General features: G+C 65.6%; 29 protein-coding genes. 15 read left to right on the top strand and 14 right to left on the bottom strand.

The genetic code is table 11. The annotated features are described in order from the left end of the window. Positions 1-115: 115 nt before the first annotated feature. The 5 genes from K3725_RS06740 to K3725_RS06720 all read right to left on the bottom strand — a co-directional run bounded on the left by K3725_RS06740 (position 116) and on the right by K3725_RS06720 (position 4472). Positions 116-1330: an SPOR domain-containing protein gene (locus tag K3725_RS06740; protein ID WP_260018041.1), complete on the bottom strand. Its 1215-nt coding sequence runs from the start codon at positions 1328-1330 to the stop codon at positions 116-118. 119 nt (positions 1331-1449) lie between these two features. Continuing rightward, a complete protein-coding gene (gene argS, locus K3725_RS06735) occupies positions 1450-3195 on the bottom strand; it encodes an arginine--tRNA ligase (protein ID WP_260018040.1) in 1746 nt (581 codons plus the stop codon). A gap of 165 nt (positions 3196-3360) precedes the next feature. Beyond that, a complete protein-coding gene (locus tag K3725_RS06730) occupies positions 3361-3699 on the bottom strand; it encodes a YciI family protein (protein WP_260018039.1) in 339 nt (112 codons plus the stop codon). Then, positions 3696-3995, bottom strand: a complete 300-nt coding sequence (locus K3725_RS06725) for a YciI family protein (RefSeq protein WP_260018038.1) — start codon at positions 3993-3995, stop codon at positions 3696-3698. The genes K3725_RS06730 and K3725_RS06725 overlap by 4 nt, the downstream gene beginning before the upstream one ends. Positions 3996-4142: 147 nt before the next feature. Next, on the bottom strand, positions 4143-4472 hold the full coding sequence (locus tag K3725_RS06720; protein ID WP_260018037.1) for a GFA family protein: 330 nt from the start codon (positions 4470-4472) through the stop codon (positions 4143-4145). Between K3725_RS06720 and K3725_RS06715 the strand changes: the two genes are divergently transcribed. Beyond that, a complete protein-coding gene (locus tag K3725_RS06715; protein ID WP_260018036.1) occupies positions 4458-4589 on the top strand; it encodes a hypothetical protein in 132 nt (43 codons plus the stop codon). The two genes, K3725_RS06720 and K3725_RS06715, sit on opposite strands and share 15 nt — an antisense overlap. A 343-nt stretch (positions 4590-4932) precedes the next feature. Here K3725_RS06715 and K3725_RS06710 read toward each other — a convergent pair whose 3' ends face one another. Further along, on the bottom strand, positions 4933-6084 hold the full coding sequence (locus tag K3725_RS06710; RefSeq protein ID WP_260018580.1) for a deoxyguanosinetriphosphate triphosphohydrolase: 1152 nt from the start codon (positions 6082-6084) through the stop codon (positions 4933-4935). Positions 6085-6186: 102 nt separating this feature from the next. On the opposite strand from K3725_RS06710, the gene K3725_RS06705 reads away from it, so the two are divergent. Continuing rightward, positions 6187-6510, top strand: coding sequence for an iron-sulfur cluster assembly accessory protein (locus K3725_RS06705; protein ID WP_039178633.1), 324 nt, complete (start codon positions 6187-6189; stop codon positions 6508-6510). A gap of 77 nt (positions 6511-6587) precedes the next feature. On the opposite strand, the gene K3725_RS06700 is transcribed toward K3725_RS06705, so the two are convergent. The 3 genes from K3725_RS06700 to K3725_RS06690 form a co-directional block, all read right to left on the bottom strand. After that, positions 6588-7505: a DMT family transporter gene (locus tag K3725_RS06700; RefSeq protein WP_260018035.1), complete on the bottom strand. Its 918-nt coding sequence runs from the start codon at positions 7503-7505 to the stop codon at positions 6588-6590. Beyond that, on the bottom strand, positions 7505-8566 hold the full coding sequence (locus K3725_RS06695) for a DUF6902 family protein (protein WP_260018034.1): 1062 nt from the start codon (positions 8564-8566) through the stop codon (positions 7505-7507). Before K3725_RS06695 ends, K3725_RS06700 begins: the two co-directional genes overlap by 1 nt. A gap of 97 nt (positions 8567-8663) precedes the next feature. Next, complete coding sequence (locus K3725_RS06690) at positions 8664-9353, bottom strand: DUF6749 family protein (protein ID WP_260018033.1); 690 nt, start codon at positions 9351-9353, stop codon at positions 8664-8666. A gap of 277 nt (positions 9354-9630) precedes the next feature. Here K3725_RS06690 and xth point away from each other — a divergent pair, with 277 nt between their 5' ends. Further along, complete coding sequence (xth, locus tag K3725_RS06685; protein ID WP_260018032.1) at positions 9631-10437, top strand: exodeoxyribonuclease III; 807 nt, start codon at positions 9631-9633, stop codon at positions 10435-10437. 96 nt (positions 10438-10533) lie between these two features. Here xth and K3725_RS06680 read toward each other — a convergent pair whose 3' ends face one another. After that, positions 10534-11700, bottom strand: coding sequence for an FAD-dependent monooxygenase (locus K3725_RS06680; RefSeq protein WP_260018031.1), 1167 nt, complete (start codon positions 11698-11700; stop codon positions 10534-10536). A 104-nt stretch (positions 11701-11804) separates the two neighbouring features. Next, positions 11805-12227, bottom strand: coding sequence for an RNA polymerase-binding protein DksA (gene dksA / locus K3725_RS06675; RefSeq protein WP_039146440.1), 423 nt, complete (start codon positions 12225-12227; stop codon positions 11805-11807). Between the two features lie 175 nt (positions 12228-12402). On the opposite strand from dksA, the gene K3725_RS06670 reads away from it, so the two are divergent. The 6 genes from K3725_RS06670 to K3725_RS06645 all read left to right on the top strand — a co-directional run bounded on the left by K3725_RS06670 (position 12403) and on the right by K3725_RS06645 (position 17186). Next, complete coding sequence (locus tag K3725_RS06670) at positions 12403-13242, top strand: MoxR family ATPase (RefSeq protein ID WP_260018030.1); 840 nt, start codon at positions 12403-12405, stop codon at positions 13240-13242. Between the two features lie 208 nt (positions 13243-13450). Continuing rightward, positions 13451-14812 (top strand): DUF2927 domain-containing protein, encoded by a 1362-nt coding sequence (locus tag K3725_RS06665; RefSeq protein WP_260018579.1) that lies wholly within the window; start codon positions 13451-13453, stop codon positions 14810-14812. A 47-nt stretch (positions 14813-14859) separates the two neighbouring features. Further along, entirely contained in the window at positions 14860-15027 is a 168-nt protein-coding gene (locus tag K3725_RS06660) for a hypothetical protein (protein WP_039178657.1), read from the top strand. A gap of 53 nt (positions 15028-15080) precedes the next feature. Continuing rightward, positions 15081-16265 carry a VWA domain-containing protein gene (locus K3725_RS06655; protein WP_260018029.1) on the top strand — a complete coding sequence of 395 codons (1185 nt, stop codon included), beginning with the start codon at positions 15081-15083 and terminating at the stop codon, positions 16263-16265. A 91-nt stretch (positions 16266-16356) separates the two neighbouring features. Then, a complete protein-coding gene (locus tag K3725_RS06650; protein WP_260018028.1) occupies positions 16357-16635 on the top strand; it encodes a PhzF family phenazine biosynthesis isomerase in 279 nt (92 codons plus the stop codon). Further along, positions 16632-17186 (top strand): PhzF family phenazine biosynthesis isomerase, encoded by a 555-nt coding sequence (locus K3725_RS06645; protein WP_260018027.1) that lies wholly within the window; start codon positions 16632-16634, stop codon positions 17184-17186. Before K3725_RS06650 ends, K3725_RS06645 begins: the two co-directional genes overlap by 4 nt. A gap of 211 nt (positions 17187-17397) precedes the next feature. Here the strand turns inward: K3725_RS06645 and K3725_RS06640 are convergent, their stop codons facing one another. Then, positions 17398-17766 (bottom strand): hypothetical protein, encoded by a 369-nt coding sequence (locus K3725_RS06640; protein ID WP_260018026.1) that lies wholly within the window; start codon positions 17764-17766, stop codon positions 17398-17400. 190 nt (positions 17767-17956) lie between these two features. Between K3725_RS06640 and K3725_RS06635 the strand changes: the two genes are divergently transcribed. The 5 genes from K3725_RS06635 to K3725_RS06615 all read left to right on the top strand — a co-directional run bounded on the left by K3725_RS06635 (position 17957) and on the right by K3725_RS06615 (position 23127). Then, positions 17957-19423, top strand: coding sequence for an alkaline phosphatase D family protein (locus K3725_RS06635; protein ID WP_260018025.1), 1467 nt, complete (start codon positions 17957-17959; stop codon positions 19421-19423). Between the two features lie 201 nt (positions 19424-19624). After that, complete coding sequence (gene minC, locus K3725_RS06630) at positions 19625-20374, top strand: septum site-determining protein MinC (protein ID WP_260018024.1); 750 nt, start codon at positions 19625-19627, stop codon at positions 20372-20374. Between the two features lie 29 nt (positions 20375-20403). After that, positions 20404-21222 carry a septum site-determining protein MinD gene (minD, locus tag K3725_RS06625; protein WP_409201596.1) on the top strand — a complete coding sequence of 273 codons (819 nt, stop codon included), beginning with the start codon at positions 20404-20406 and terminating at the stop codon, positions 21220-21222. A gap of 3 nt (positions 21223-21225) precedes the next feature. After that, the gene (gene minE / locus K3725_RS06620) at positions 21226-21489 is read left to right on the top strand and encodes a cell division topological specificity factor MinE (protein WP_019296751.1); all 264 of its coding nucleotides are present in this window, start codon (positions 21226-21228) and stop codon (positions 21487-21489) included. 186 nt (positions 21490-21675) lie between these two features. After that, positions 21676-23127, top strand: a complete 1452-nt coding sequence (locus K3725_RS06615; protein ID WP_260018022.1) for an HD-GYP domain-containing protein — start codon at positions 21676-21678, stop codon at positions 23125-23127. Here K3725_RS06615 and K3725_RS06610 read toward each other — a convergent pair. Continuing rightward, complete coding sequence (locus K3725_RS06610) at positions 23124-24296, bottom strand: threonine/serine exporter ThrE family protein (protein WP_260018021.1); 1173 nt, start codon at positions 24294-24296, stop codon at positions 23124-23126. The two genes, K3725_RS06615 and K3725_RS06610, sit on opposite strands and share 4 nt — an antisense overlap. A 161-nt stretch (positions 24297-24457) precedes the next feature. Between K3725_RS06610 and K3725_RS06605 the strand changes: the two genes are divergently transcribed. Further along, entirely contained in the window at positions 24458-25144 is a 687-nt protein-coding gene (locus tag K3725_RS06605; protein WP_260018020.1) for a M48 family metallopeptidase, read from the top strand. 49 nt (positions 25145-25193) lie between these two features. On the opposite strand, the gene K3725_RS06600 is transcribed toward K3725_RS06605, so the two are convergent. Beyond that, the gene (locus K3725_RS06600) at positions 25194-25742 is read right to left on the bottom strand and encodes an RSP_2648 family PIN domain-containing protein (protein ID WP_260018019.1); all 549 of its coding nucleotides are present in this window, start codon (positions 25740-25742) and stop codon (positions 25194-25196) included. Between the last annotated feature and the right edge of the window lie 4 nt (positions 25743-25746).

Below are 25746 nucleotides of genomic sequence, written 5' to 3'. Positions count from 1 at the left end.
AAAAAGGGCTGCGCCCGGCCCGGCGGGGAGGGTGCAAAGCGCCCGCCCCGTGGGGGGCGGGACGGGCGCTGCCCGGCCTTTCGGCCGGGCGGAACATAAGTCTGCCTCGGTACTGTTACCGGGTGGTTACCGGAATGCAATCGGCATTGCCCGCCACCAGCGCCGAGCAGAACCGGCGCGCATCCGACAGGCCGTCGAACCCCATCGCCCGCAAGCGGTAGAAGGTCCGCCCGCCGCTTTCGGCGCGCTGGATCACCCGCTGCTTGGTGTCCAGATACTCCGGGAAACGGGCGCTGATGCGGTTCCATTCCGCGCGCGCGACCTCCGGGCTTTCATAGGCGCCCAGTTGCGCCAGGCGGGTGCCGGCGGCCAGGGTTGCCGGGTCCACATCTACGGTTCCGGCACGCGCTGCCGGTGCGGCTGCGGCCGGAGCGGGGCTGAACCGTGCGGGACGGGCCGAGGGCCGCAGCGAGACCTTGACGCCGGGCGCATTCAGCAGTGCCGGAGACGCGGTAGTAGCGGCCAGTGTTGGCTGCAGGGGTTCCGGCTGCACAATCGCCGGGGCTGCTGCCGAGGCGGGAACCGCAGCAGAGACGTCTTCTGCTTCGCGTGCGAGCTCCGCCACCAGCGCATCGATATCGCCATTCTGGAACGAGGCCACCGCTTCATCGCTGACACTGGCTGAGACACCCGGGGCAGCGGGAAGTTCCGGTTCCGCCGGGACAGCAGGCAATTCCGCTGCCGGCGCGGCTTCGGCTGCCAGTTCCGGCAGCGGCTTGTCATCTTCTGTCAGTTCAATGGCGGCGGGCGCCAGGGTGAGCCGGTCCGCGGGCGCCTCGGCGCTGCCGCTGGCCGCCACCGCATTCACCGCCAGCCCCTGATGGTCTGCCTGGCTGCCGCCCGGATTTGCGGGCTGCTCGCGCATCGGGCCTTCAGCGGCGCGCACCACCGGCACCCCGCTCACGTCGCGCATCACCAGCTTGTAGCCCCAGAAACCGACGCCTGCGACCAGCGCAATGGAGGCCACCGCGCCCAGGATGCTCAGGCTCTTGGAGAACCGTGCCCGCAGGCCCGCAGGTGCCGCGGCATAGGCCGCATAGTCATCGGCGCCATAGCCGTGCCCTTCCGGCTGATAGCCATAGGCCGTATCCTCATAGCCATAGGCCGGCTCGGCACCGGGCCCGGTATACTGCTGGCTGCCGTAATGCTGCCCCGCGTAGGGCTGGTCGGAGTACTGCTGCCCGGAGGAGCTGCCAGCTGCGGTGTCCTGCTGCTGGCCACTGCCCTGTGAATAGGCGTGGCCGTGGCCCGCCTGCGCAAAATACGCCATTGTCCGCCTCACTGCCCGGGTGGCGGCGCTGTCTGTGGCACCGCATTCCCAGATCTCTTGAACTGCCTCGTTCCGGCGCAATGCGCGATTTACGTCCGCAGGGGCCTGCGCCCCTTTGGTTATCGCATCTCTTCTGCCGGTTTGACGCCAAGAATACCAAGACCTGCGGAAATGACAACGGAAACGGCCCGCGCCAGCGCCAAATTCGCATGTGTTGCCGATTGGCTGCTCTCGTTAACGAAGCGTAAACCTTCATTCGACTTACCCAGATGGTAGAGGCCGTGCAGCTCGGAGGCGAGGTCGTAGAGATAGAAGGCCACCCGGTGCGGCTCGTGGGTGCGGGCGGCGATTTCCACCTGGCGCGGCCATTCGGCCAGCTTCCTAGCTACCGCCAGCTGCGCCGGGTCGGCGATCAGGGTCAGGTCGGCAGCGTTCAAGGCGGCGTCATCCGCGGCAATCCCCTGTTCCTCTGCCTTGCGCAGGGTCGAGCAGATCCGCGCATTCGCATATTGCACGTAGAACACCGGGTTGTCCTTGGACTGCTCCAGCGCCTTGTCGAGGTCGAAGTCGAAGCCCTGGTCGTTCTTGCGCGTCAGCAGCATGAAGCGGGTGACATCCGCGCCCACCGCATCCACCACATCGCGCAGGGTGACAAAGGTCCCTGCCCGCTTGGACATCTTGAATTCCTGGCCGTCCTTGAACAGCTTCACCAGCTGGCACAGCTTGATGTCCAGCGGCACCCTGCCGTCGGACAGCGCCGAAACCGCCGCTTTCATCCGCTTGACATAGCCGCCGTGGTCAGCGCCGAAAATGTCGATCAGCTCGTCAAAGCCGCGCTCCACCTTGTCGTAGTGATAGGCGATATCCGGCGCGAAATAGGTCCAGGAGCCATCGGATTTCTTCACCGCCCGGTCCACGTCGTCGCCGTGATCGGTGGATTTGAACAGCGTCTGCTCGCGCGGCTCCCAGTCGTCGGGCTTCTTGCCTTTCGGCGGCTCCAGCACGCCCTGATAGATCAGCCCCTTGGCTTCCAGGCTGGCCAGCGCCGCCTCGATCTTGCCGGTGCCATAGAGCGATTTCTCGGAATAGAACTTGTCCATCTTGATGCCGAGCTGGGCCAGGTCCTCGCGGATCAGCCCCATCATCGCATCGGTGGAGAATTCACGCACCTCGGCCAGCCAGACGTCCTCGCCCTTGCCGACATAGGCATCGCCAACCTTGTCTTTCAGCGCCTGCCCGACCGGGACCAGATAGTCGCCCGGATAGGTGCCGTCGGCAAAGGCCACTTCCTGCCCGTGCGCCTCCAGGTAGCGCAGGTAGACAGAGCGCGCCAGCACATCGACCTGGCCGCCGCCGTCGTTGATGTAATACTCGCGGGTGACGTCATAGCCGGCATAGGCCAAGAGCGCCGCCAGCGCATCGCCGAACACCGCACCGCGGGTATGGCCCACGTGCAGGGGACCGGTCGGGTTGGCGGAGACATATTCGACGTTCACGCGCTTGCCTGCGCCCATGTCCGAGCGGCCGAAATCCGTGCCTGCGTCCAGGACCGATTTCAGAACACCCTGCCAGACGCCCGGCGCCAGCCGCAGGTTGAGGAAGCCGGGGCCTGCCACCTCAGCGCTGGTGATCCGCCCGTCCGCGGCCAGCTTGGCTGCCAGCGCCTCGGCAATGTCGCGCGGCTTCATCTTGGCGGGCTTGGCCAGCACCATCGCCGCATTGGTTGCCATGTCGCCATGGGCGGCATCGCGCGGCGGCTCCACCGCCACATTGGCAAAATCGAGCCCCTCGGGCAGCGCGCCTTCGCCGGTCATGGCGGTCAGGCTGTCAATCACAAGCGTGCGGATATCGGTAAAGAGGTTCATGTCTGGCGTCCCAACTGTTCAGCACTGCGGATACCGGGGGCCAGAGGCAGGGTCAACAGCATTGCAAAGGCTGCCCGGACCCTCAGACGGGCGGCACCGGAAAATTCGAATTTTCCGGCCAAATTTCTTCCTCAAGAAATTTGCGCCGCGGGTGCAGCGCCGGTCTCACAATACAGCAGTGCGGTCTTCCAGAATTTTGCCCCAGGTGAAAATCTCGTAGGAGCGGAAGGCGGGCACATAAAACGGGTCGCCATGGATCAGATGCTCCACCTCGATCCGGTCCTCGGCCTCGACGATCCACAAGGCGCCGCAGAAATCGCCATCCGTGTCCGGCTTCAGCCCGCCGCCGATGCGCAGTTCCGGGTGGTCCTCGACATAGGCCACATGGGCATCGCGCCGGGCCTTGTCGGCGCGGATATCCATCATCGCAGGCGCATCGCGAAACAGCACCGCCCAGCGGGTCAATGCGGGTGCGGATTTGCGGGCTTCACTGGCGGCGGTCATGAAAACATCCCCTGGATGGCGGAGGCGGTGCCCCATTCGGTGATTTTATACGTACGCAAGGAGGCCACGTAGTACGGGTCCTGCAGGATCAGCCGCTCCACATCCTGGCGGGTTTCGGCCTCCACGTTCCAGATCGCGCCGGGGAAGTCCTGCATCGGCCGCATCGCCAGCGCACCGCCGATCTGCAGCTCCGGACGCGCGCGCACAAAGGCTATATGCGCCTCGCGCCGCTTCCTGTCGCTGCGCACCCGGTCCATTTCGGGCTTGTCCGTGAATGTGACGGTCCAGCGTGCCATGGCTTTCCCCTCGTTATGCCTCCCCTCGCGGATAACGCCGATGCCCCGCGGCATCATAGGGCCAGATCATAACACGGCTTACGGCCAATTTGCACCGCGGGGCGAGGCCGGGCCAGAGGCTGCCCCCTGACGGCCCCGCCTCATGGGCTAGGCCGGATGCCCCTGCGACTGCTTTGCCCCGTCGCAGATGTCGTACCATCCGGGCTTTTCGCCCACGAACTCGTGAAAGCTGTTGCGCACCTCCAGCGCCCCGTCCAGCGCATTTGCCGCAATCGGGAAGCTCTCCTCCTCCGACAGGATCTCCCCCAGCGAGCTGCCGCAGATCCGGCAGAAGCAGCGGCCGTATTTATAGGGCGGCGCAGGCTGGTACAGCATCACTTCCTCCTTGCCCGCAATCCAGCGCAGATCGTCCTTCTTCACAAAAACGATGGTGCTGGCCCCGGCCTTGCGGCAGCGGGAGCAATGGCACGTGCCCATCAGGCCGGGTTGCGCCAGCAATTCAAACCTGACCGCGCCACAGCAGCAGCTTCCCTCAATCATTCCGGCAATCCTTCTGTTCAATTAAATTTAGCAAGAACATTACAGGAACATTGACCGCCAAACAAGCCGCCGAAAGGCGTTGCGCAAAGCCCCGCCGCAGCGCCCGCCCCGCTTGCGCGGCCTTAACCCGTTTCTGCGACAGTCACTTCCGCTGCAGCACAAGGCGCGGGTCTGGCACCCCGCGCGAACAGGAGACCAGGACCCCCAAGACCACCTCCGCAAAAGGTGCAGGGGCGTCACATGGTTAAAGCTTTTGACCGGACCCGGGGCGCGCTGGCGTTCCGGCCCTACCCTCCGCCCCCGTTGGCGGCGCCGCCATCTTTAACCGGCCCTTCAAAGGCACGCAGACAGGACAGACGCAGACAGAAGAACAGCAAAACGGCAGCAGACAGAGCCCTTACACCTCGACCTTCACCCCGATCAGCCGCTCATGCAGTTGCAGGGCAAAGCGGTCGGTCATACCGGCGATATAATCCGACACGATCCGCGCCAGCGCGGTGCGGTCCAGTGCGGCCGCAATCTCGGCGTGCCAGCGTTCCGGCATGTCCTGCGGATTATCCAGGAAATAGGGAAACAGAGCCTCCACCACCTTGGCAACCTTGGCGCGCTTCTCCATCACCGAGGGCGCCCGGTACATGCGGGTGAACAGGAAGGCGCGGATTTCCTTCAGGTCGCGCCACAGGGGATCAGAGAACTTCACCACCGGATGCCCCAGGCCGCGCACCTCCTCGACGCTCTGCACCCCGGTTTCCGCCAGAAGGTGCTGCGCAGTGGCGATCACATCCTCCACCATGAAGCCGAAGAACCGCCTCAGCGCCTCATGCCGGCGGCGGTTGGGATCAAGGCCGGGGTATTTCCGGTCCACCGCGCCATAGGCCCTGTCCAAGAGCGGCAGCCGCGCCAAGTCATCGTCAGTGAACAACCCGGCCCGCAGCGCGTCGTGCAGGTCGTGGTTATTATAGGCGATGTCATCGGACAGTGCCGCCACCTGCGCCTCGGCGCTGGCGTGGGTGTGCAGTTCCAGGTCGATGGCGGCATTGCATTCCGCCAAAGCCCAGGGCAGCTCCCCCACCACCGGGCCGTTGTGTTTGGCAATGGCTTCAAGGGTTTCCCAAGTCAGGTTCAGTCCGTCGAACTCGGCATAGTGGCGCTCCAGGCAAGTCACGATGCGGATTGCCTGGGCATTGTGGTCAAAGCCGCCGTAGGGCGCCATCAGCGCATGCAGCGCATCCTCGCCGGTGTGCCCGAACGGCGTGTGGCCGAGGTCATGCGCCAGCGCCACCGCCTCGGTCAGCTCCTGGTTCAGCCCCAGCGCGCCGGCAATGGTGCGGCCCACCTGCCCGACCTCGATCGAATGGGTGAGGCGGGTGCGGTAGTTGTCGCCCTCATGCTCCACAAAAACCTGTGTCTTGTGCTTCAGCCGCCGGAACGCGCTGGCATGGATGATCCGGTCGCGGTCGCGCTGGTAGGGGGAACGGAAGGAGCTTTCCTCCTCCGGCACCTGCCGCCCGCGGCTGCGGTCCGGCATCGTGGCATAAGGTGCGTGCAATTCAAATCTTTTAACCAAAGCTGGGGCTCCACATCTTGCCGCGTGAATTGCACCTTTCTATATAAAGCTTTGCGCTGCAACCTACGCCCGTGGAGAAAGCTGATGAACCTGCCCCCCAAAGTCACCGACCGCGCCTTTGCCCGGCTGGCCGAGATCGGCGCCGCGGACCAGGGCCAGGCGCTGCGGGTTGCGGTGGAAGGCGGCGGCTGCTCCGGCTTCCAGTACGAGATTGCGCTGGATGAGGCCAAGGAGGATGATCTGGTGCTTGAGGGCCAGGGCGAGAAAGTCGTGGTCGACAGTGTGTCCCTGCCGTTTCTGGAAAACGCGGTGATTGATTTCACCGAGGAGCTGATCGGCGCACGCTTCACCATCGAAAACCCCAACGCCACCTCCAGCTGCGGCTGCGGCACCTCGTTTTCCATGTAATCCCGCCGTTTTCCGGGCCGGAATTATCGCATAATTCCGGCGCCCCTCGCGGGGCGCAACGGTTTCCCGGTCAGATGTTACGGATCCGTCTGAAGGCGCCCGGCGCGACGCAACCGCGGCATCGCCGGGGCGAACTGGTCCCAGACCAGATAGAGGCCGGAGGCAATCACGATGGCTCCGCCCAAGTAAGTGGAGGCAGGCGGGAACTCCCCGAAGAACACCGCGCCAATCACGGCCATCCAGATGAACTGCAGGTTCATCAACGGCGTCACCGCATAGGACGCCAGCAGGCGCAGCGCCACCACCAGGAGCCAGCGCGCCCCGAACAGCAGGAACGCATAGGCCGCCGCCCAGGCAACATCCGCCAGTGGCATCGGCACCCAGACAAAGGGCAGCGCCAGCAGCATCGCACCGCACAGCGTGAGGTTCGGATAGAACACCTGCGCCAGCGCGTTGCTTTCATACCGGCCGATAAACCGTGCCATTGTCATGGAAAATGTGCCGGACACCACCGCCGCAAAGGCCACCAGATGGCCCGTTGCAGAGTGACTGCCGTCACCGCCGTGGGGCAGCAGAAACAGCACCCCGGCAAAGCCCGCCAGCAGTGCAATCCAGGCCGCCGGGCGCACAGGTTCCTTCAGCACTAGTCCGGACATCGCCCCCGCCAGCAGCGGCATCAGGCCGATGAAAACAAAGACCTCGGCAAAGGGCAGCAGCCGGAAGGCATAGAAAAAACAGACCGCGGCAATCAGGGTCGCCACCGAGCGCAGCGCCATCGCCCGCGGGCAGCGGGTCCGGAAGCCGCCGCGCTGCGCTGGTATCCTGTCGGCCAGCAGGCAGAAGCCCGCGACCATGGCACCGGACAGCGCATAAAGCTGAGCCGCCGCATACTGGCCCGCCAGCAGTTTCGTGATCCCGTCAGCAGAGGCAATCAGCCCGGTATAGGCCACCACCAGCAGGGCCCCGCCCAGGGCCTGGTTGCGGGAACAGGTCATCACGCGGCCCCAGCGCTGCCCGCCCGGGCAAATCCTTCAAAGAAACTTGCAAAGCCTGTGCAGCTGCGCTCTGCAGCGCTCAGCAGCCCGTGCTCTTCTTCATTCAGCATGGCTTCGGTCCGCGCCTTGACCGCGCCCCAGCCCGGCCGGCCGGTTCCGGCCTCAAAAACGGCTTCTGAAAGGCTTCTCAAAATACTTCCTCCCCGCACCGCTGACACATGCACCCCCGTTGCGGGGACTGCCTGCCGGAACGCCGGGCGCCCGGACAGGATCATGAGCCAGTTAACAACAAAATACTCGTGATAAGAATCCTGAAGTCCAGAAAATTCTCTCTCTGATAGAGTAAAGGCGGAAACCTGCCTGTCAAGCCAGCCTTCCCAGGCGGCAGGCGGCTGCTGGCCCGCATAACGCAGCGCAATGCAAATCTCGGCCAGCAGATCGGCGTTCTGGTCCAGGAAGGCCACCAGACCCGCATATTCCAGGCTGGTCAGCGCAGCCGCAGGCAATTGCGGGTCGCGGCGGCCGTATTCCGACAGATAGAAGACAATATGGGTCAGCTCATAGGCGGCTTTCTTGTTGGGAATGGCAAAGGTTTCCGGGCGCGAGATGAAGTCGCGCAGCCGGTCGTCCAGCCCATCGCCGGGCAAGGAGACACCGCGGCGCGCCAGCAGGCGCCGGGCCTCTGCCCGCTGCAGATCGGACAGCTCAGCCTGCGCCAGCCCCTCCCCCTGAACCCACGCGGCCAGCTGCGCGCCGGTTTCGCCCGGCAGGCCCAGATCCTCCAGGTCCAGACAGATCGACAGGATGAAGCGGTAGTACTGGCGGAAGAAACTGATATGCCGCGCCGCACCGTCATAGAACCCCTGCAACGGCACCAGGGCCTCGGCGGCAACGTCGGCCCCGGTGCATTCCAGGATGTTCAGCAGCTCGGCGTTTTCCTTGAGCCAGAACACGTCCTCCTGCGGGCGCCGCTGCGTGGCAAAGCTGCCAATCAGCGCGGCCTGCGCAGCCGCCCGGGACTGGCGGGCGGAAGGAGAGAAGAACGGGATGATCTGGGCCATGAAGACCTCCTGCAAAAGTGTGCGGCGCGGCCAGGGCGGCCCCGCATCCGGAGCCGCCAAAGGTCAGGGGCCGGGAGGCAGGCCGGCCCCCACCGGATCAGCTGCCCGAGGAAAACAGCCGGGTTGCATCGCCATCGCTGGTGCGGGCTTCTGCCGCCGGTGCAGAGCCGGAGGAAAACAGATGCGTCCCCTCACCTGCCCCGCGCTCAGCCGCAGCGGCCGGAGCCGAGCCTGAGGAGAACATTTCCGTCAGGTCACCGGAGGCCGTTTCACTTTCCGCCGCCGGAGCGGAACCGGAAGAAAACATCTCCGTCAAATCACCGCCAGCAACTTCTGATTGTGCGGAAGGTGCAGAGCCGGAAGAAAACATCTGCACCAGGTCGCCAGCACAGGTGTCTGCCCGGGATGCAGGCGCGGAGCCGGAGGAGAACAATTCCACCAGGTCGCCAGCCGCGGCTTCGCTGCAGGCCGACGGCGCCGAACCGCTGGAGAACAGCCCGGTTTCACCGCCTGCCCAGCTCTCCGCCATCTGCGGCATGGAACCCGAGGAGAACAGCGAAACGCCTTCCCCTGCTGACAGATCCGCACTGAGTTCGGGCGCGGAGCCGGAAGAGAACATCTCTGTTGCGCCGCCCTCGAACAGGCTGGCGCCTGCGGCCGGGCGGGTGGCGTGGATGGTCTGGATTTTACGCTGAGCAGTCATGTTGGAACCCCATTCGTTAAGGACAAAAGGCTCCTTGACGCTGGCACGGGCGCCGCGCAGCGCAAACAAAAAATGCAATTTCACATTGTATTTTGTAGTTTCAATTACTTTAACTTCAAGCCGCTATTTTTTGCGCAATTTCAATTATTTCAATTCATCCACAGGATATGCACCGCGTTATTCACACGCATATTATTGCAAAATAACGAAACTCAACCTGAGGGGTATTTTTCACCTGTGCAAAACGCCGCCGCCCGGCGGCGCCAAAGGTGATTCGCGATTCGCGCATCGGACTTGCCCCGGGGCGCTGATTCAGCGATAGATCGGCTCCGAATAAAGATTTCTGTGCCGGAGACAAGCCATGAAAATCGCCACATTTAATATCAATGGCATCAAGGCCCGGGCGCAGGCGCTGCCGGACTGGCTGGACGAAGCGCAGCCCGACGTGGTGGTGCTGCAGGAGATCAAGTCGGTGGATGAGGCCTTCCCGCGCGAGATCTTCGAGGAGCGCGGCTATAATGTCGAAACCCATGGGCAGAAAAGCTTTAACGGGGTGGCGATCCTGTCGAAACTGCCGCTGGAGGATGTGACCCGCGGGCTGCCCGGCGACGACAGCGACGAACAGGCGCGATGGATCGAGGCCACGGTTGTGGGCAAACAGGCGATCCGGATCTGCGGCCTCTATCTGCCCAACGGCAACCCGGTGGAGCTGGAGGCCGACGGCAGCCCGGTGGCGGGCGGCAAATACGCCTACAAGCTGGCCTGGATGGACCGGCTGAAGACCCGCGCTGAGGCGCTGATGGCCGCGGAGATGCCTGCGCTGATGGCCGGGGATTACAACATCATCCCGCAGGCCGAGGACGCCAAGCGCCCGGAGGCCTGGCGCGAGGACGCGCTGCACCGGCCGGAAAGCCGCGCGGCGTTTCAGCGGATCGTCAACCTGGGCTTTACCGAAGCCTTCCGCGCCCGCCACCAGGGGCCGGGGCACTATTCTTTCTGGGACTACCAGGCCGGCGCCTGGAACCGCGACGACGGCATCCGCATCGACCATTTCCTGCTGACACCGCAGGCCGCCGACCTGCTGCGGGACTGCCAGATCGACAAGGATGTGCGCGGCCGCGAGAAACCCTCCGACCACGTTCCGGTCTGGGTCGACCTCGACATCTGAACGCTGCCCGCGCCGCGCAGCCGCGCGGCGCTCCGCCCAACGGGAGCGGTTCATTTTCAATGAAACTGCGACGGGCGGGAGCCGCGCCTGCCCGCCTCAGGCGGTGACGTCGTGGCGGTAGATCCAGTCAAACTGGCTGACCATACGGCCGGGGGCAAAGCGGCCGCCCAGTTTCAGCACCTGATGCGCAGGCCAGCTGAGCGGCGCGCGCAGATGGTATTTCCAGGCGTTGCTGCTGGCCGCCTGCACTACCTTTTCGGCCCGTTCGCGGCGGCGCGCCTGGTACATGGCCAGGCCGGAAGCCATCCCAGCGGCCTCCTGCAAGGAGCGCGCCAGCACCCAGGCATCCTCCAGCGCCAGATTGGCGCCCTGCGCCATGAAGGGCAGGGTCGGATGCGCAGCGTCGCCCAGGATGGCTGTGTTTTCGCCATGCCAGCGGTCCGCCACCGGATGGCGGAACAGCCCCCACAGCAGCACCTCTTCCACCGCATCCAGCAGTGCCGCGGCGCTGCCGCCGAAACCGCGGAAGGCCGCGCGCAGGTTGGCCGGGTCATCCTTGAGGTTCCAGCCCTCCTCGGCCCAGGCGCGGCGCTCCTGCACTGCGACCAGGTTCATCAGGCTGCCATCGCGCAAGGGGTAGGCCACCAGGTGCCGCCCCGGCCCCATGAAGACCTGCGCCTCCGGCGGCAGGTTCAGATGGTTCGGCACCGTGGCGCGCCAGGCGACCTGGCCGGTGAAGAAAGGCTTGCGCTCTCCGTTCAGAGCCACCCGGGTTTTCGAATGCAACCCGTCGGCGCCCACCAGCAGATCACCGCCGCATTGGGCGCCATTGCCGAGGTGCACCACAGGCTGCGGGCCGGGTTCAATGCGCTCCGCCTTTTGCAACAGCCGCACCTGCACGCCCTCGCGGCGGGCGGCACCGGCCAGGATGCCAATGAGGTCGGAACGGTGCACGAAGTAATACGGCAGCCCGGCGGCGTATTCATCCAGGTCCAGCCGCAGCACCTGGTTGCCGCGGCGATGTCCGCGCAGCACCACGGCGCGCGCCCGCTGCGAGCACCAGGCCAGGTCGTCGGCCAGCCCCAGCGCCTTCAGCACCTGCACGCCGTTGGGAGAGATCTGCAGCCCCGCGCCGACCTCTGAGATCTTCTCGGCCTGCTCCAGCACGGTGACGGATGCCCCGAAGCGGCGCAGCGCCAGCGCTGCGGCAAGGCCGCCGATGCCGGCGCCGATGACGGTTGTTTTCAGGCCTTTGAGGTCCATGGGGTTCCCGCAGATTCTCCGCCTGCCCCACATGGAACAAAAAACGCCGGAGCAAAAGGCCCCGGCGTCACTGTTTCCTGCGATTTTGCCGCCAAAATCAGCGGTTAATCGTCGCGGTGGACCTTTTCGCGGCGCTCGTGGCGCTCCTGCGCTTCCAGGCTCATGGTGGCGATCGGACGCGCATCCAGGCGTTTCAGCGAGATCGGGTCGCCAGTCACTTCGCAATAGCCGTATTCGCCCTCGTCGATGCGGCGCAGCGCCGAGTCGATCTTGGCGACCAGCTTGCGCTGACGGTCGCGGGTGCGCAGCTCCAGCGCGCGGTCGGTCTCCTCGCTGGCACGGTCGGCGACATCGGGGATATTGCGGGTGCTGTCCTGCAGCCCCTCAATCGTGTCGCGGGTATCGGCCAGCAGGTCCTGCTTCCATTCCAATAGCTTACGTCGGAAATATTCGGTCTGCCGTTCATTCATGAACGGCTCATCTTCAGCCGGTCGGTAGTCGTCCGGCAGAAACACTTCTTGCTTCATTTCGGCTCCTTCGGTCTGGCCCATCATGCTGGTCATAAACTACACCTCAACACTTTGGATCCCCCTCTGCCGCAGCGTTTATCCCTATCGGACAGGAATGTCACTACACAATAGTGGCGCCGTTTGGTTAAAACCGTGATAACAAGACGGCAACCACGGCTGACACGGGAAAGATATGCGATTTCAGGGCACTAAGGAATATGTTGCAACCGAAGACCTTAAGGTTGCAGTGAATGCGGCGGTGACGCTGGAGCGGCCGCTGCTGGTCAAGGGCGAGCCCGGAACCGGCAAAACCGAGCTGGCCAAGCAGGTTGCAGAGGCGCTGGGGCTGCGGATGATCGAGTGGAACGTGAAATCCACCACCCGCGCCCAGCAGGGGCTTTATGAATACGATGCCGTCAGCCGCCTGCGCGACAGCCAGCTGGGCGAAGAGCGCGTGCACGACGTGAAGAACTACATCCGCAAGGGCAAGCTGTGGGAGGCTTTTGAGGCGGACGAGAAAGTCGTGTTGCTGATCGACGAGATCGACAAGGCCGACATCGAGTTCCCCAACGACCTCCTGCAGGAGCTCGATAAGATGGAATTCCACGTCTACGAGACCGGCGAGACAATCAAGGCGAGACACCGCCCGATCATGATCATTACCTCCAACAACGAAAAAGAGCTGCCGGACGCCTTCCTGCGCCGCTGTTTCTTCCACTACATCCGCTTTCCGGATGCGGAGACGATGAAGAAGATCGTCGCGGTGCATCACCCCGGCATCAAAGAGGCACTGCTGACCGCCGCGCTGACCCAGTTCTACGAGATCCGCGAGACGCAAGGCTTGAAGAAGAAGCCCTCCACCTCGGAGGTGATCGACTGGCTGAAGCTGTTGCTGGCCGAAGATCTGAGCCCGGAGGACATTGCGCGCAACGGCGCCGATGCGCTGCCGAAGCTGCACGGGGCGCTGCTGAAGAACGAGCAGGACGTGCATCTGTTTGAACGCCTGGCCTTCATGGCGCGCGGTCGGCGCTGAGCGCACGGGCCTGCGGCAGAGGCCGCCGGCACCCGGGGCGGGCGCATTTACCGGCGCCTGCCTGTTTCGCTTCAAATCGCTGCCGCATTCCCCTATCAGAGGTAGCAGGGCCAGGCTGCGTTAGCCGGGCCGCTAGGGAGACACTTGAGTGCCCGCGGACGCAGCAATTGAACCGGTCAAGACCCTCCGCCGCGGCGGACCCCGCCTGATGCAGGCCGCTGCCGGCATTCTGGCGGCACTGGCGCTGGCCGCCTGCACTGCCCCAACAGCCCGGGTCGAGGCGCCAACCCGCGCGGCCGCCGAGCCACTGGCGCTGCCGCCGGTCAAGGTCTTTTCCGCGCCGCGCCCGCAAGCCCCGCAGCGCGCCAATGCGGAGATTGCCCGCGACTTCCTGGATCTGCACTTCCAGCTGGAAGGCGGCAGCACCCTGCCCCATTTCACCCGCTTCGAAAACCCGATCACCCTGCGCGTCACCGGCGCACCGCCACCGGGGTTTAACCGCGACCTGTCGGCGCTGCTCAGCCGCTTGCAAGGCGAGGCCGGGATTAGCATCCGCCGGGTCGCATCCGGCGACGCCAGCATTACCATCCAGGCCGTCTCCCGCGCCGAGATCCGCCGCGCCCTTCCCAAGGCAGCCTGTTTCGTGGTGCCCAATGTCTCGTCCCTGGCGGAGTACCGCCGCAACCGGCGCAGCCCGCGCACCAACTGGGCGCTGCTGCGCGAGCGCAGCCGGCTGGCGGTGTTCATTCCCAATGACACCAGCCCGCAGGAGGTGCGCGACTGCCTGCATGAAGAGCTGGCCCAGGCCATCGGCCCGCTGAATGACCTGTACCGGCTGCCGGATTCGATCTTCAACGACGACAACATGCACGCGGTTCTCACCGGGTTCGATATGCTGATCCTGCGCGCCACCTATGCGCCGGAGCTGCAGACCGGCATGACCCGCGCGCAGGTGGCCGCCCGGCTGCCCGCGATCCTGTCCCGGCTGAACCCGCGCGGGAATGGCGTTGCGGCCTGGCCGCTGCCGGCAACGCCGCGGGCCTGGTCTGCCGCCTATGAACAGGCACTGGGGCCGCAGGCCGCCCTGCGGGAGCGGCTGCGCGCCGCCAACAGGGCCGCGGAAATCGCCCGCGACCTGGGCTGGAGCGATCACCGCCGCGCCATGAGCCACTATACGCTGGGACGGATGCTGCATATCCGGGAGCCGGAGCTGGCCCTGCAGCATTTCCTGACCGCTCAGACCTATCTGCAGGCGCAGCGCGGCACTGCCATCCATCAGGCCAAGCTGGCGGTGCAGCTGGCCGCCCATGACGTGGCCACCGGAGATGGCGCGGCAGCCCTGAACCGGCTGAAACCCGCCGCAGCAACGGCGGCGGCGCATGAAAATGCCGCGCTACTGTCCACGCTGCTGATGCTGCAGGCAGAAGCCCTGGACCTGCAGGGCAAGACGGTTGAGGCACGCCGGGTCAGACTGGACAGCCTGGGATGGGCGCGCTACGGCTTTGGCCCGGACTGGGTGGTGGAGGCCCGGCTTGAGGAGGTTGCAGCGCTGCGGCCCGCCGGCTCCTGATAAGGCCTTGAAAAACAGATCCTGAAAGACAACGGACGGAAAGAACCATGATCGTAATCCTCGGCGTTCTGCTGGGCGGCCTGATCGGCGCCCTGAAGGCAAAGAAACGGGGCGGCAACACCCTGGACATGCTGCAATACGGCGCTGTTTATGCCATCATCTTTGGCGTGCTCGGCCTGCTGGCCACCATCCTGACCCACCGGGTGCTGGCCTAGCACCCGCCCTCGCCCGACCGCGCCAGTTCACCCCTGCCGGAGACAGATCCGCGATGTTCCAGCCCTTCTTTGAAAACCTGCGCAAGGCGTCCATTCCTGTCAGCTTGCGCGAGTATCTCACCTTTCTGGAGGGCATGAAGGCAGGGCTGGCCACCTATGACATCGAGGCGTTCTACTTCCTCGCCCGCGCGGCGATGGTGAAGGATGAGCGCAACATCGACAAGTTCGACCGCGCCTTTGCCGCCACATTCGAAGGGCTCGAGACAATCCCGTCCGAGGCGGTGATGGAGGCCGTGGACATTCCCGAGGAGTGGCTGCGCAAGATGGCGGAGAAACATCTGAGCGCGGAGGAAAAGGCAGAGATCGATGCGCTTGGCGGGTTCGACAAGCTGATGGAGACGCTGAAGGAGCGCCTCAAGGAGCAGCAGGGCCGCCACCAGGGCGGCAACAAGTGGATTGGCACCGCCGGAACCTCGCCCTTTGGCGCCTATGGCTATAACCCGGAGGGCGTGCGGATCGGCCAGGACCAGAGCCGGCACCAGCGCGCGGTCAAGGTCTGGGACAAGCGCGAGTTCAAGAACCTGGACGGCGATGTCGAACTGGGCACCCGCAACATCAAGGTGGCCCTCAAGCGCCTGCGCCGCTGGGTCCGCGAAGGCGCGCAGGAAGAGCTGGATCTGGATGGCACAATCCGCTCCACCGCCGAGCACGGCTATCTGGATGTGAAGACCCGGCCGGAGCGGCACAATGCGGTGAAGGTGCTGCTGTTTCTGGACGTCGGCGGCTCGATGGATCCGCATATTCAGGTGGTGGAGGAGCTGTTCTCGGCTGCCCGCGCCGAATTCAAGCACCTGGAATACTACTACTTCCACAATTGCCTGTATGAAGGCGTGTGGCGCGACAACCGGCGGCGCTGGAACGAGAAGACCCCGACGCACGAGGTGCTGCGCACCTACGGGCCGGACTACAAATGCATCTTCGTGGGCGATGCTTCGATGTCGCCCTATGAGATCGCCTATCCCGGCGGCGCCAATGAGCACTGGAACGAGGAAGCAGGCCAGGTCTGGCTGCAGCGGGCGCGCGAGGCCTGGGCTTCGAACCTGTGGATCAACCCGGTGCCGGAGAAATACTGGGACTACACGCATTCGATCGGCATGATCCGCGAGATCTTCGAGAACCGGATGGTGCCGATGACGCTGGACGGGCTGGAACGCGGCATGCGGGAGCTGAGCCGCTAGGCGGCCGTTAACACGGGAAGACGTCATGACAGTGATCCATGTGATCGACGCCTTCACCCGGACGCCTGGTTAGGGCAACCGGGCCGGGGTTGTGCTGGAGGCCGCGGGTCTCAGCAGCAGCGAAATGCAGGCGATTGCGGGTTTTGCCGGGCTTTCCGAGACGGCCTTTGTGCTGCCTGCGCCAGGCCAGGACCACGATTTGCAGGTCCGCTATTTCACCCCCAGCGCCGAGGTGCCCATCTGCGGCCACGCCACCGTTGCCGCTCATTTCCTGCGGGCACGGATGCTGGGGCAGCCGGACTACCGCGTGCGGGTGCTGACGGGGGCCGGGGTGCTGCCGGCAGGGGCGCAGACCTGCAGGTGGAGATGACCCAGGGCGCGGTTGTTGACGAACCCGTTCTGGATGCCGCTGATCGCGGGGAGCTGCTGGCGGCGCTGGGGATCAGTGAGGCGGAACTGGCTCAGGGGCTGCCGGTTCAGGTGGTCTCCACCGGCCACTCCAAGGTGATGGTGCCGCTACAGCCCCGCGAGAGCGTGGACAGGCTGGAACCCGACTTGCCCTGGCTGGCAGCCTTGAGCACGCGGATCGGCTGCAACGGCTATTTTCTATTTGCCGCGGTGCAGATGGAGGGACGCCTGGAAACCCACGACCGCATGTTCGCTCCGGCCATTGGCATCGCAGAGGACCCGGTGACGGGTAACGCCAACGGCCCGGCCGACGCCTATCTGCTGGCCCAAGGGCTGCTGCCGGATGTGCCGCTGCAGACCTACGCCGGGCATCAGGGCCGCGCCATCGGGCGGCCGGGCACAGTCTTTGTGACGCTGGATCAGACCGGCAGCAGCCTAGTGGTCCGGGTTTCCGGCCACGCGGCGGAAGCCGGCACCTTAACGTACCCGGCGGACCGCCCCGACAGCCTCTAACCGCGGTCAAGGGATGGTTTGCCGGTGGCACAGCATCCCTCCCGCGCCTGCAGGTGCAGCGGCTGGCGCCGCCCCCCTTGGCAGCCTTGGGCCTGGCATCCTGCCCGCCGGGCAGGATGCGCGCCGGAGCTCTTGCTCCGGCGCCGGGCCCAACCGGCAGGCTGGCATTTACAATGCTGGCCGGACGGGCGGGAGGGCGCCTTTGCTGTCCTCAGCCGCCCCAAAGACCCCAGGCACCCAAGCCGGCAACCGGCACGAACAGCCAGCCCTGGGGCAGCAGGCGGTAACCTGCCCGGCGCAGCAGCGGCAGCAGCAGGCCCACCAGCGCTGCCACCGCCGCCATGGCCGTCCCCGCCAGCGCCATCCCGGCTGCCCCGCGGGCGCCGAGGAACAGGAACAGGGCCATCAGGCCAAGAAAGCCGGTGACCATGTGCCAGCAGAGCAGCATTGTTTCGCGCGCTGCGTCGGGCAGCTGCCGGTCCTGCGCCAGCGGCCGGGCGCATTCGCGCCCGCCCGCAAATGCATGCACCAGCATCCATAGGGCGGCCAGCACCGCAGCGGCAAGAAGGCTCCATTGCATATCGAAACTCCTTAAAAAATTCAGCCGCCGCGGCCGGACCGAAGGCGGCAGGGAAATCACGCGCGGCCACTCAGACCACGGCGGCCGCGGAAGGGCCACTGGCAATTCTGCCGCAGTCGCGGGCCATGACCCGGCTCAATGCGCCCGGCGGTTGAATGCTGTGCAAGGCGCACCTAGGTGCTGGGACGGTATGAGCAGCAGAACCCGGACAACAGGCCCCGCCGGCGGACCCGCCGTAAACGCAATCACCGGCCCCATCCTGATCCTCGATGATCTGCGTGATGGCCGGATGTTTCTGGCGGCCCTGTTCATTGCCCCGAAAGGCGCCACCCTGCCGCCGCTGCTGCTGGACGATGGCGCGGCGCAGCCCGAGCCGCTGGCGGACTACAGCGCGTGCACGGTGCTCAGGGCGCGGTTCAGCCTGCCTGCCGACCAGCCCTCTGCCTATCAGTGGAACGGCATGCGCTATGCGCTGGCAGGCGGTTTTGGCGGCGGCCTGCGGATCGCCTATGCCTCCTGCAACGGAGAGGAGCATGGCGACCTGGACCGCGACGGTGCCGAACGCAACGCGATGTGGGCGCGGATGGGTGCGGAACACGCGGAACAGCCCTTCTCGCTGCTGCTGCATGGCGGTGATCAGGTCTATGCGGATGAGGTGACACACGGCCACCCCCTGAGCGAAGACTGGCCGGACCGCCTCCCCCGCGATCCTGCACCCGAAGAGCTGGACGATCTGCGCCGCCACCTGCGGGAGGGGTTCCTGCAGCGTTATCTGGCGGTTTATGCCGCGCCGGAATTTGCCTGGATCGCCGCCCGGGTGCCGTCGCTGATGCAATGGGACGACCACGACATCTGCGACGGCTGGGGATCCCTGCGCCGTTCGCGCACCTATTCCCTGGTCGGACAGACACTGTTTGCCGCTGCGCGGGAGGCGGCGCTGCTGTTTCAGCACGGCTGCTGCGATGGGGACCTGCCTGGCCGTTTTGCCGATCCCGCAGGCAGCCACCTGGGCTGGCGCATCGAAGCGCCGGGTCTGCGGCTGCTGGCCCCCGACCTGCGCTCTGAACGCAGCCGGCGCCGGGTGATGGCGCGGGGCGGCTGGCGGATGATGAAGGCAGCGGCAAAACAGAGCTTTGCCGGGCGCAGCCTGATCCTGTCGAGCGTGCCGCTGCTGGGGCCGCGGCTGTCGCTGCTGGAGCTGCTGATGGTGCTGACCCCCCGGATGCAGAAATACGAGGACGACCTGCGCGATCAATGGCAGAGCCGGGCGCACCGGGCCTCCTGGCGGCGGATGCTGCGGCTGGTACGGGACATGGCGGCGCAGGACGGCCAGCAGGTGACAGCCCTTTCCGGCGAGATCCACCTGGCCACGCGCGGCGAGATGACGCTTGGCGGCGGCAAGCTGCTGCACCAGCTGGTGGCCTCGGGCATTTCCCACCGGGCGCCGCCGCGGGCCTGGGCCAGGGTGCTGGGGATGCTGTCGCGGCTGGGCGACGCGCCTCTGCCCGGCCACCCCATCCGCATCCGCAGGATCCCCGGCCAGACCGGGCGCTATGCCGCCGAGCGGAACTATCTGGTTCTGGAGCGCAACGGTGAAAGCTGGTCAGCCGCCTGGGAGCTGGAAACCTCCGGCCGGTCTGCGCCCCTGGCGCTCTAGGCGCCGCGCCACCGCCAGGACGGCAACCGTTTTCTGCGCAACCCCCGGCAGATCATCTGCGGAAATCCGCCACCAGGCACGGCGGCAGGCGCATGTCCGCCGACCCTGACCGGCTGCGGTTGAACGGCCTGCCCGCCTGACGCTACCCAAGAGAAAAAGCCGCGGCAAAACAAGGCCGCCATTTCCGAGCAGGAGCATCGCGTGAGCGTGCCGCATCAAGACATCAAACCGCGTGGCAGAGCGCCTGCCGCAAGCGTGAAGCCGTTCCAGATCCGCGGGCGGTATTTCACCGCTGTCGCCTTGCGCCCCGAAGACGGGCCGCTGGACCAGGCGTTCTATGCCGCGCTGGACGCGCAGCTGCGCTGGAGCCCGCATTTCTTTGACGGCGCGCCGCTGATCCTGGACCTGGCGCAGGCCCCGGGGCTGAGCCGCCCTGCCGAGATCCGGGCGCTGGCCGACAGCCTGCGCAGCCGCGATCTGGCGGTCTTCGGGGTGCAGAACGCCACCCCCGCGCAGGCCGCGGCAGCAGAGGACGCCGGGCTGATCACGCTGGCGAGCGGCAAGGACGCGCCGCTGAACACCGGCCCCGGTACCCGCCGGGAAATCCCCAAGAAATTGCGCCCGCCCCAGAACGTTGTGATCACCCGGCCGGTGCGCTCCGGCCAGACCGTGGTGGCGGAGGGCGGCGACCTGGTGGTGGTCGGGCCTGTCAGCTCCGGCGCGGAGCTGATCGCGCGCGGCAACATCCATGTCTACGGCCTGCTGCGCGGCCGTGCCATGGCCGGCGCCGAGGGCGACGAGAGCGCCCGCATCTTCTGCCAGCGGCTGGATGCGGAGCTGCTGGCGGTGGCGGGCTTATACCGGACAAACGAGAATTTGGAGCCGGAGCTTTTGAACCGCGCAGCACAGGTATTCCTGCGCGACGGCCGGCTGTGTGTGGAGGCACTTTAATGAGCAAGGACCTGACTTTGGAAGAACCGATGGGCCGGGTGATCGTTGTCACCTCGGGCAAGGGCGGCGTGGGCAAGACCACAACTTCGGCGGCGGTGGGCGCTGAGCTGGCGCGGCGCGGGCACAAGACGGTGGTGATCGATTTCGACGTCGGATTGCGCAACCTGGACATGATCATGGGATGCGAGCGCCGGGTGGTCTTTGACTTCATCAACGTGATTCAGGGCGATGCCAAGCTGAAGCAGGCGCTGATCCGCGACCGGCGGCTGGAGAACCTGGCGGTGCTGCCGACCTCGCAGACCCGCGACAAGGACGCACTGACCAAGGCGGGGGTCGAAAAGGTGCTGGATGAACTGCGCAAAGAGTTCGACTACATCATCTGCGACAGCCCGGCAGGGATCGAGCGCGGCGCCCAGATGGCGATGCATTTCGCCGATGAGGCCATCGTGGTCACCAACCCCGAGGTGTCCTCGGTGCGCGACAGCGACCGGGTGCTGGGGCTCTTGAACAGCATCACCGACCGGGCCGGCAAGACCGGCGCAGAGCCGGTGAAGGCGCAGGTGCTGATCACCCGCCATGACAAGGCCCGCGTCGACAGTGGCGAAATGATGACGGTGGAGGACGTGCTGGAGGTGCTGGCGGTGCCGCTCTTGGGGATCATCCCTGAGAGCAAGGCGGTACTGCGCGCCTCCAATCTCGGCGTGCCGGTGGTGCTGGATGACCCGTCCGCAGCTGCTGCCGCCTATGAGGACGCGGTGGGCCGTTTGATCGGTGAGCAGATCGAAATGCGGATTGCCGCCGACCCGCGCCGCGGCTTGCTGCAGCGGCTGTTCCGGCGGGCGGTGTAAGCGATGTTCGGATTTTCCCTCCGCCCCCGCAAGGCCTCGGCCAGCACCGCCAAGGAACGGCTGCAGATCCTGCTGGCGCATGAGCGCAGCGGCAGCGGCGGTGCCCGCCCGGACTGCCTGCCGCAGCTGCAGCGCGAGATCCTGGACGTGATCCGCCGCCACATGCAGATCGGCGACGAGGCGATCGACATCCGCATGGAGCGCGGCGACGAGCTGTCGAGCCTGGAGATCAATATCGAATTCCCAGGCAAGCTGGGTGTGAATTAGGGCCGGGGTGCCCCGGGGCGGCCTGCAGGCGGCCCCCACTGCTGAGCAAGGGGCTGCCATCCGGCGGCCCCGGACATTTTAAGAAAATCCGGCGCAGAGTCCCCACCCCTATCCTGCGCCGGGTAAGGGCAGGTTAATCCTGTCCGTGCTGTCATGGGCCTTCCGCATTTTCCCTGCCGAAGGCCCATGACACATTACGTATCCCCATTCAGTCCCGGTCAGGCCGCGGATGCCGCGCCGCAGGATACCTTGCGCCTTGGCGAGCTGCTGGGTGCGCTCAGCCATGCGCTGGATCTGACCGAAGGCCAGCCCGAAGGCCATTGTGTCCGCTGCTGCTGGATCGGCATGCAGGTGGCAGCCGAACTTGGACTGGCGCCGCAGGCGCGCTCGGACCTCTATTTCACGCTGCTGATGAAAGATCTGGGCTGCAGTTCCAACGCGGCGCGGATCTGCCAGCTGTACATGACCGATGACCTGGCCTTTAAACGCAGCTTCAAGACCGTCAGCGGCCTGCGCCAGGGGCTTGGCTTCCTGTGGCGCAACACCGCCGCCGCGGCTGCACCTTGGACCCGGCTGAAGACGCTGAGGCACGTGCTGGCCAGAAACGGCAAAATCTCCGGTGAGCTGATCGAAACCCGCTGCAACCGCGGTGCGGCGATTGCCCGGCAGATGCGGTTTTCGGACGATGTGGCAGAGGGCATTGCCTGCCTGGATGAGCATTGGGACGGCGGCGGCCAGCCGCTGGGGCTGACGGGCGATGCGATCCCGCTGTTTGCACGCATCGCTCTGATGGCGCAGGTGACGGATGTCTTTGCCACCGACCTGGGCGCTGAGGCCGCGGCGGAGGAGCTGGAGCGGCGCGCAGGAACCTGGTTCGATCCGAATCTGGTGCCGGTCTTCACCGCGGTCATCCGGCGGCCGCGGTTTCTGGCGGATCTGCAGGATCCCGGGCTGGAAGCAGAGGTCTTTGCCACTCCGCAGGCACAGCATATCCATGCCGTCGACGAGGAATATCTGGATGAGATCGCCCGGGCGTTCTCGCTGGTGATCGACGCCAAGAGCCCGTTTACCCACGGCCATTCGCAGCGGGTGGCGCGCTATACCGGGCTGATCTGCGACCAGCTGGGCTACGCCCCCGGGCGCCGCCGCTGGATGGTGCGCGGGGCGCTGTTGCATGACATTGGCAAGCTGGGGATCTCAAACACCATCCTGGACAAGCCCGGCAAGCTGACAGAGGAGGAGTTTGCCCTGATGAAACAGCACCCAATACTGGGCCATGAGGTGCTGAGCCGGATCCACGCCTTCCGGGACCTGGCGGATGTCAGCGCCGCGCATCATGAGCGGCTGGACGGCAAGGGCTATCCCTACGGGATGGATGCCAGCCAGCTGACCCAGGAGATGCGGGTGATGGCGGTGGCGGATATTTTTGACGCGCTGACCGCCGAACGCCCCTACCGCGCGGCGCTGCCGCTGGAGAAGACCTATGCCATCATGGATGATCTGGCTGGTTCCGGCATTGATCCCGCGTGTTATGCCGCGCTGCAGGATGCGGTGACGGCCAGCGGCTGGCCCGCCGCCTCGGACGCGGCCCTGACCGGCGGGGATTGGGACCTGCCCGCCGCAGAACGCAGCGCCTAACTGGCGAGGTTGCGGTTCTTCTGCGCATAAAGCGCCAGCGCCGTCACCTGCCCCGCCACGATGGCCGAGAACATCAAGAGCGCCGACAGGCCGATGCTGGCATCCGCCATCAGGGTCTCGTTGAACAGCGACTGGGTTGCGCTCATCAGCACCCGGCTGCCGGGGACCAGGATCAGAATGCCCTGCACGATATAGATGGCGCCGGTCAGGTTCAGCGTCTTGGCGAGCCAGGTGCCGTAAAGCGTGATGCACATCGCGGTGACCCAGGTGCCGACGATCCAGCCGCCGCCAAAGCCCAGGTACAGCGGCCCCCACATGCCCAGCACGGTGACCGGCAGCGCCCGCAGGATGTCGGCCAGCCGTGCGTTGAAGATCACCCCGATCGAGAACGACAGCGCCGGCAGTGCCAGGTAGGGCATCCACCACAGGACGCCGTTCACATTCTCCACATGCGGCGTTGCCCCCCACAGTGCCGCACCGATGCTGACGCCGATGTAGATTCCGATGAACAGTTTCATCAGCACAAAGATCGACTGGGCAAAAAGGCTGGAGCCGGAAATCACGTCATTGAAGGCAAGGCATTCCAAGGAGTTGGCAATCGACAGTCCCGGCACAAACAGCACGATAGCAGCGATGCAGGTGCCCCAGACCGGCACCTCCACCCCCATGCTGCTGACCAGCGATACAGTCAGCCCCGCGACCAGCGCAGACAGGAATTCGACCAGGATCACCCGGTCGCCGCGGCAGAACAGCTGGCAGAGCCAGACCAGGAAGCCCAGCACTGCCGAGAGCGCAATGGTGGTGAGCGCGCTGCCGATCAGGGTCAGGAAGGCGGGCGGGATGGCGATATTTGCCAGCATGATCAGCCAGCCGGGATAGCGCCCCGGCTCCTCGATCCCCGGATCCTCCACTGCGTTGATGCGGATGATGGTGCGCGCCAGCAGGCTGAGATTGATCTGCGCAGGCTCCAGCCGGCGGATGATGAACTGGTTGTCCTCATCCGGGAACTGGCAGGAGATCGAGGTGGGCGTGGCCTGCACGATCACATTGATGCCCTGCTTGCGGGCATAGAACTGCAGGTATTTCTCGATCTTGTAGGGCGCACAGCCGCTGCGGTGCAGGGTTTCGCCGGTGTCGGCGATGTTGCGGAGCTGTGAAAGCGGTGCCATGAGCCGGAAACCGTTGTTAACTGGAGCCTTTGGGAAGCCCCCCCTTACAGGATGCGATGTGCCGCGGCGAGTGCGGATTTTGCATGGCGGCCTGCGCAGAATGCAAGGCTTCCCGGTTGCGGGCCCTTGCTGCCGCCGGGGTTTCCGCCCATATCTGTGCCATGCTGCGCCTTCTGCCCATTCTGCTGGCCGTTGCCTATGGCCTCGTGATGTACCGGATTTCCGTCTGGCGCACCCACCGCGAGCTGGACCAGCGCTCAACCGAACTGGCGGACCCAAGGCTGAAGCAGCTGACGGACCGGCTGGCGGCAGCGCTGAACGTGGCCCGCATCCCGGTCCATATTTACGAGGTTGACCCGGTCAACGGGCTGGCGGCGCCGGACGGGCGGATCTTCATCACCCGCGGTTTCTACCGCAAGTACCAGAACGGCGAGGTGAGCGCCGAGGAGATGGCCACGGTGATCGCGCATGAGCTGGGCCATGTGGCGCTGGGGCATGCGCGCAAGCGGATGATCGACTTCTCCGGCCAAAACGCGCTGCGCACCGCGCTGATGATAATCCTGGGACGCTACATCCCCTTTGTCGGGCCGTGGATCGCCGGGGTGCTGACATCGCTGCTGGCAGCGCGGCTGTCGCGCGGCGATGAATATGAGGCCGATGAATACGCCGCCGCGCTGCTGACCAAGGCAGGCATCGGCCTGGCACCGCAGAAAAGCCTGTTCACCAAGCTGGAAGCGCTGACCCAGCAGCGGGCGGGCATGGCACCGGCCTGGCTGATGAGCCATCCCAAGACCGAAGAGCGCATCGCCGCACTGGAACGGCTGGAAGACAAATGGGCCAAGGGCTGAGCCAGCAGCAGAGTTGAGGGGCCGGCCCCTCAAACTTCCCGGAGTATTGCTACAAAGAAGACGAGAGAGCCTTGGCCAGCCGCGGCAGCCGGGCTTTCTTGAGCAGCGGGCGGATCTCCCAGCTGCCGCCGGAGAGGCGGTTGGCCTCGGCCAGAACCTCTGCCCCCAGCGCCTCCATGCCAGCATTGTCCTGCAGCCAGATGCCATAGAGCAGCTCATCCGGACCGAGGCGCTCCAGTCCTTCCTCAGCCAGCGTGTGGCGCGGAAAGTCCTTGTTGTTAACGGTGACGATGGCGTCGGCGTGGCCAGCAATGGCGGCGGCCAGCACATGGGTGTCGGCGCTGTCAGGCAGCCAGAGGCGGGATTCGATGCCCGGCGCCGGGGCGATCTCAGCCTTGGGCCAGCCCGCGCGGATCAGGGCAATCTCCGCCTTGGCCTGCGCCGCGCCCGCGGGGCCGAGTTTCACCGCCGCCCGTTCCCATTCGCCCAGGATCCGAGCGGACCAAAGCGGGGTGAAATGGCCAAGGCGCGCCGCGCCCAGCAGCATCTCCCGCATCACCGTCGGGTAGAGGACGCAAGTGTCGAGGAGCAGCTTCACCCCG

It is taken from the genome of Leisingera sp. S132 (assembly GCF_025144465.1).
In the GTDB taxonomy this organism is placed as follows: domain Bacteria; phylum Pseudomonadota; class Alphaproteobacteria; order Rhodobacterales; family Rhodobacteraceae; genus Leisingera.
Note: the sequence above shows the minus strand (reverse complement) of the source record. Positions and strands in the feature narration are given on the sequence as shown.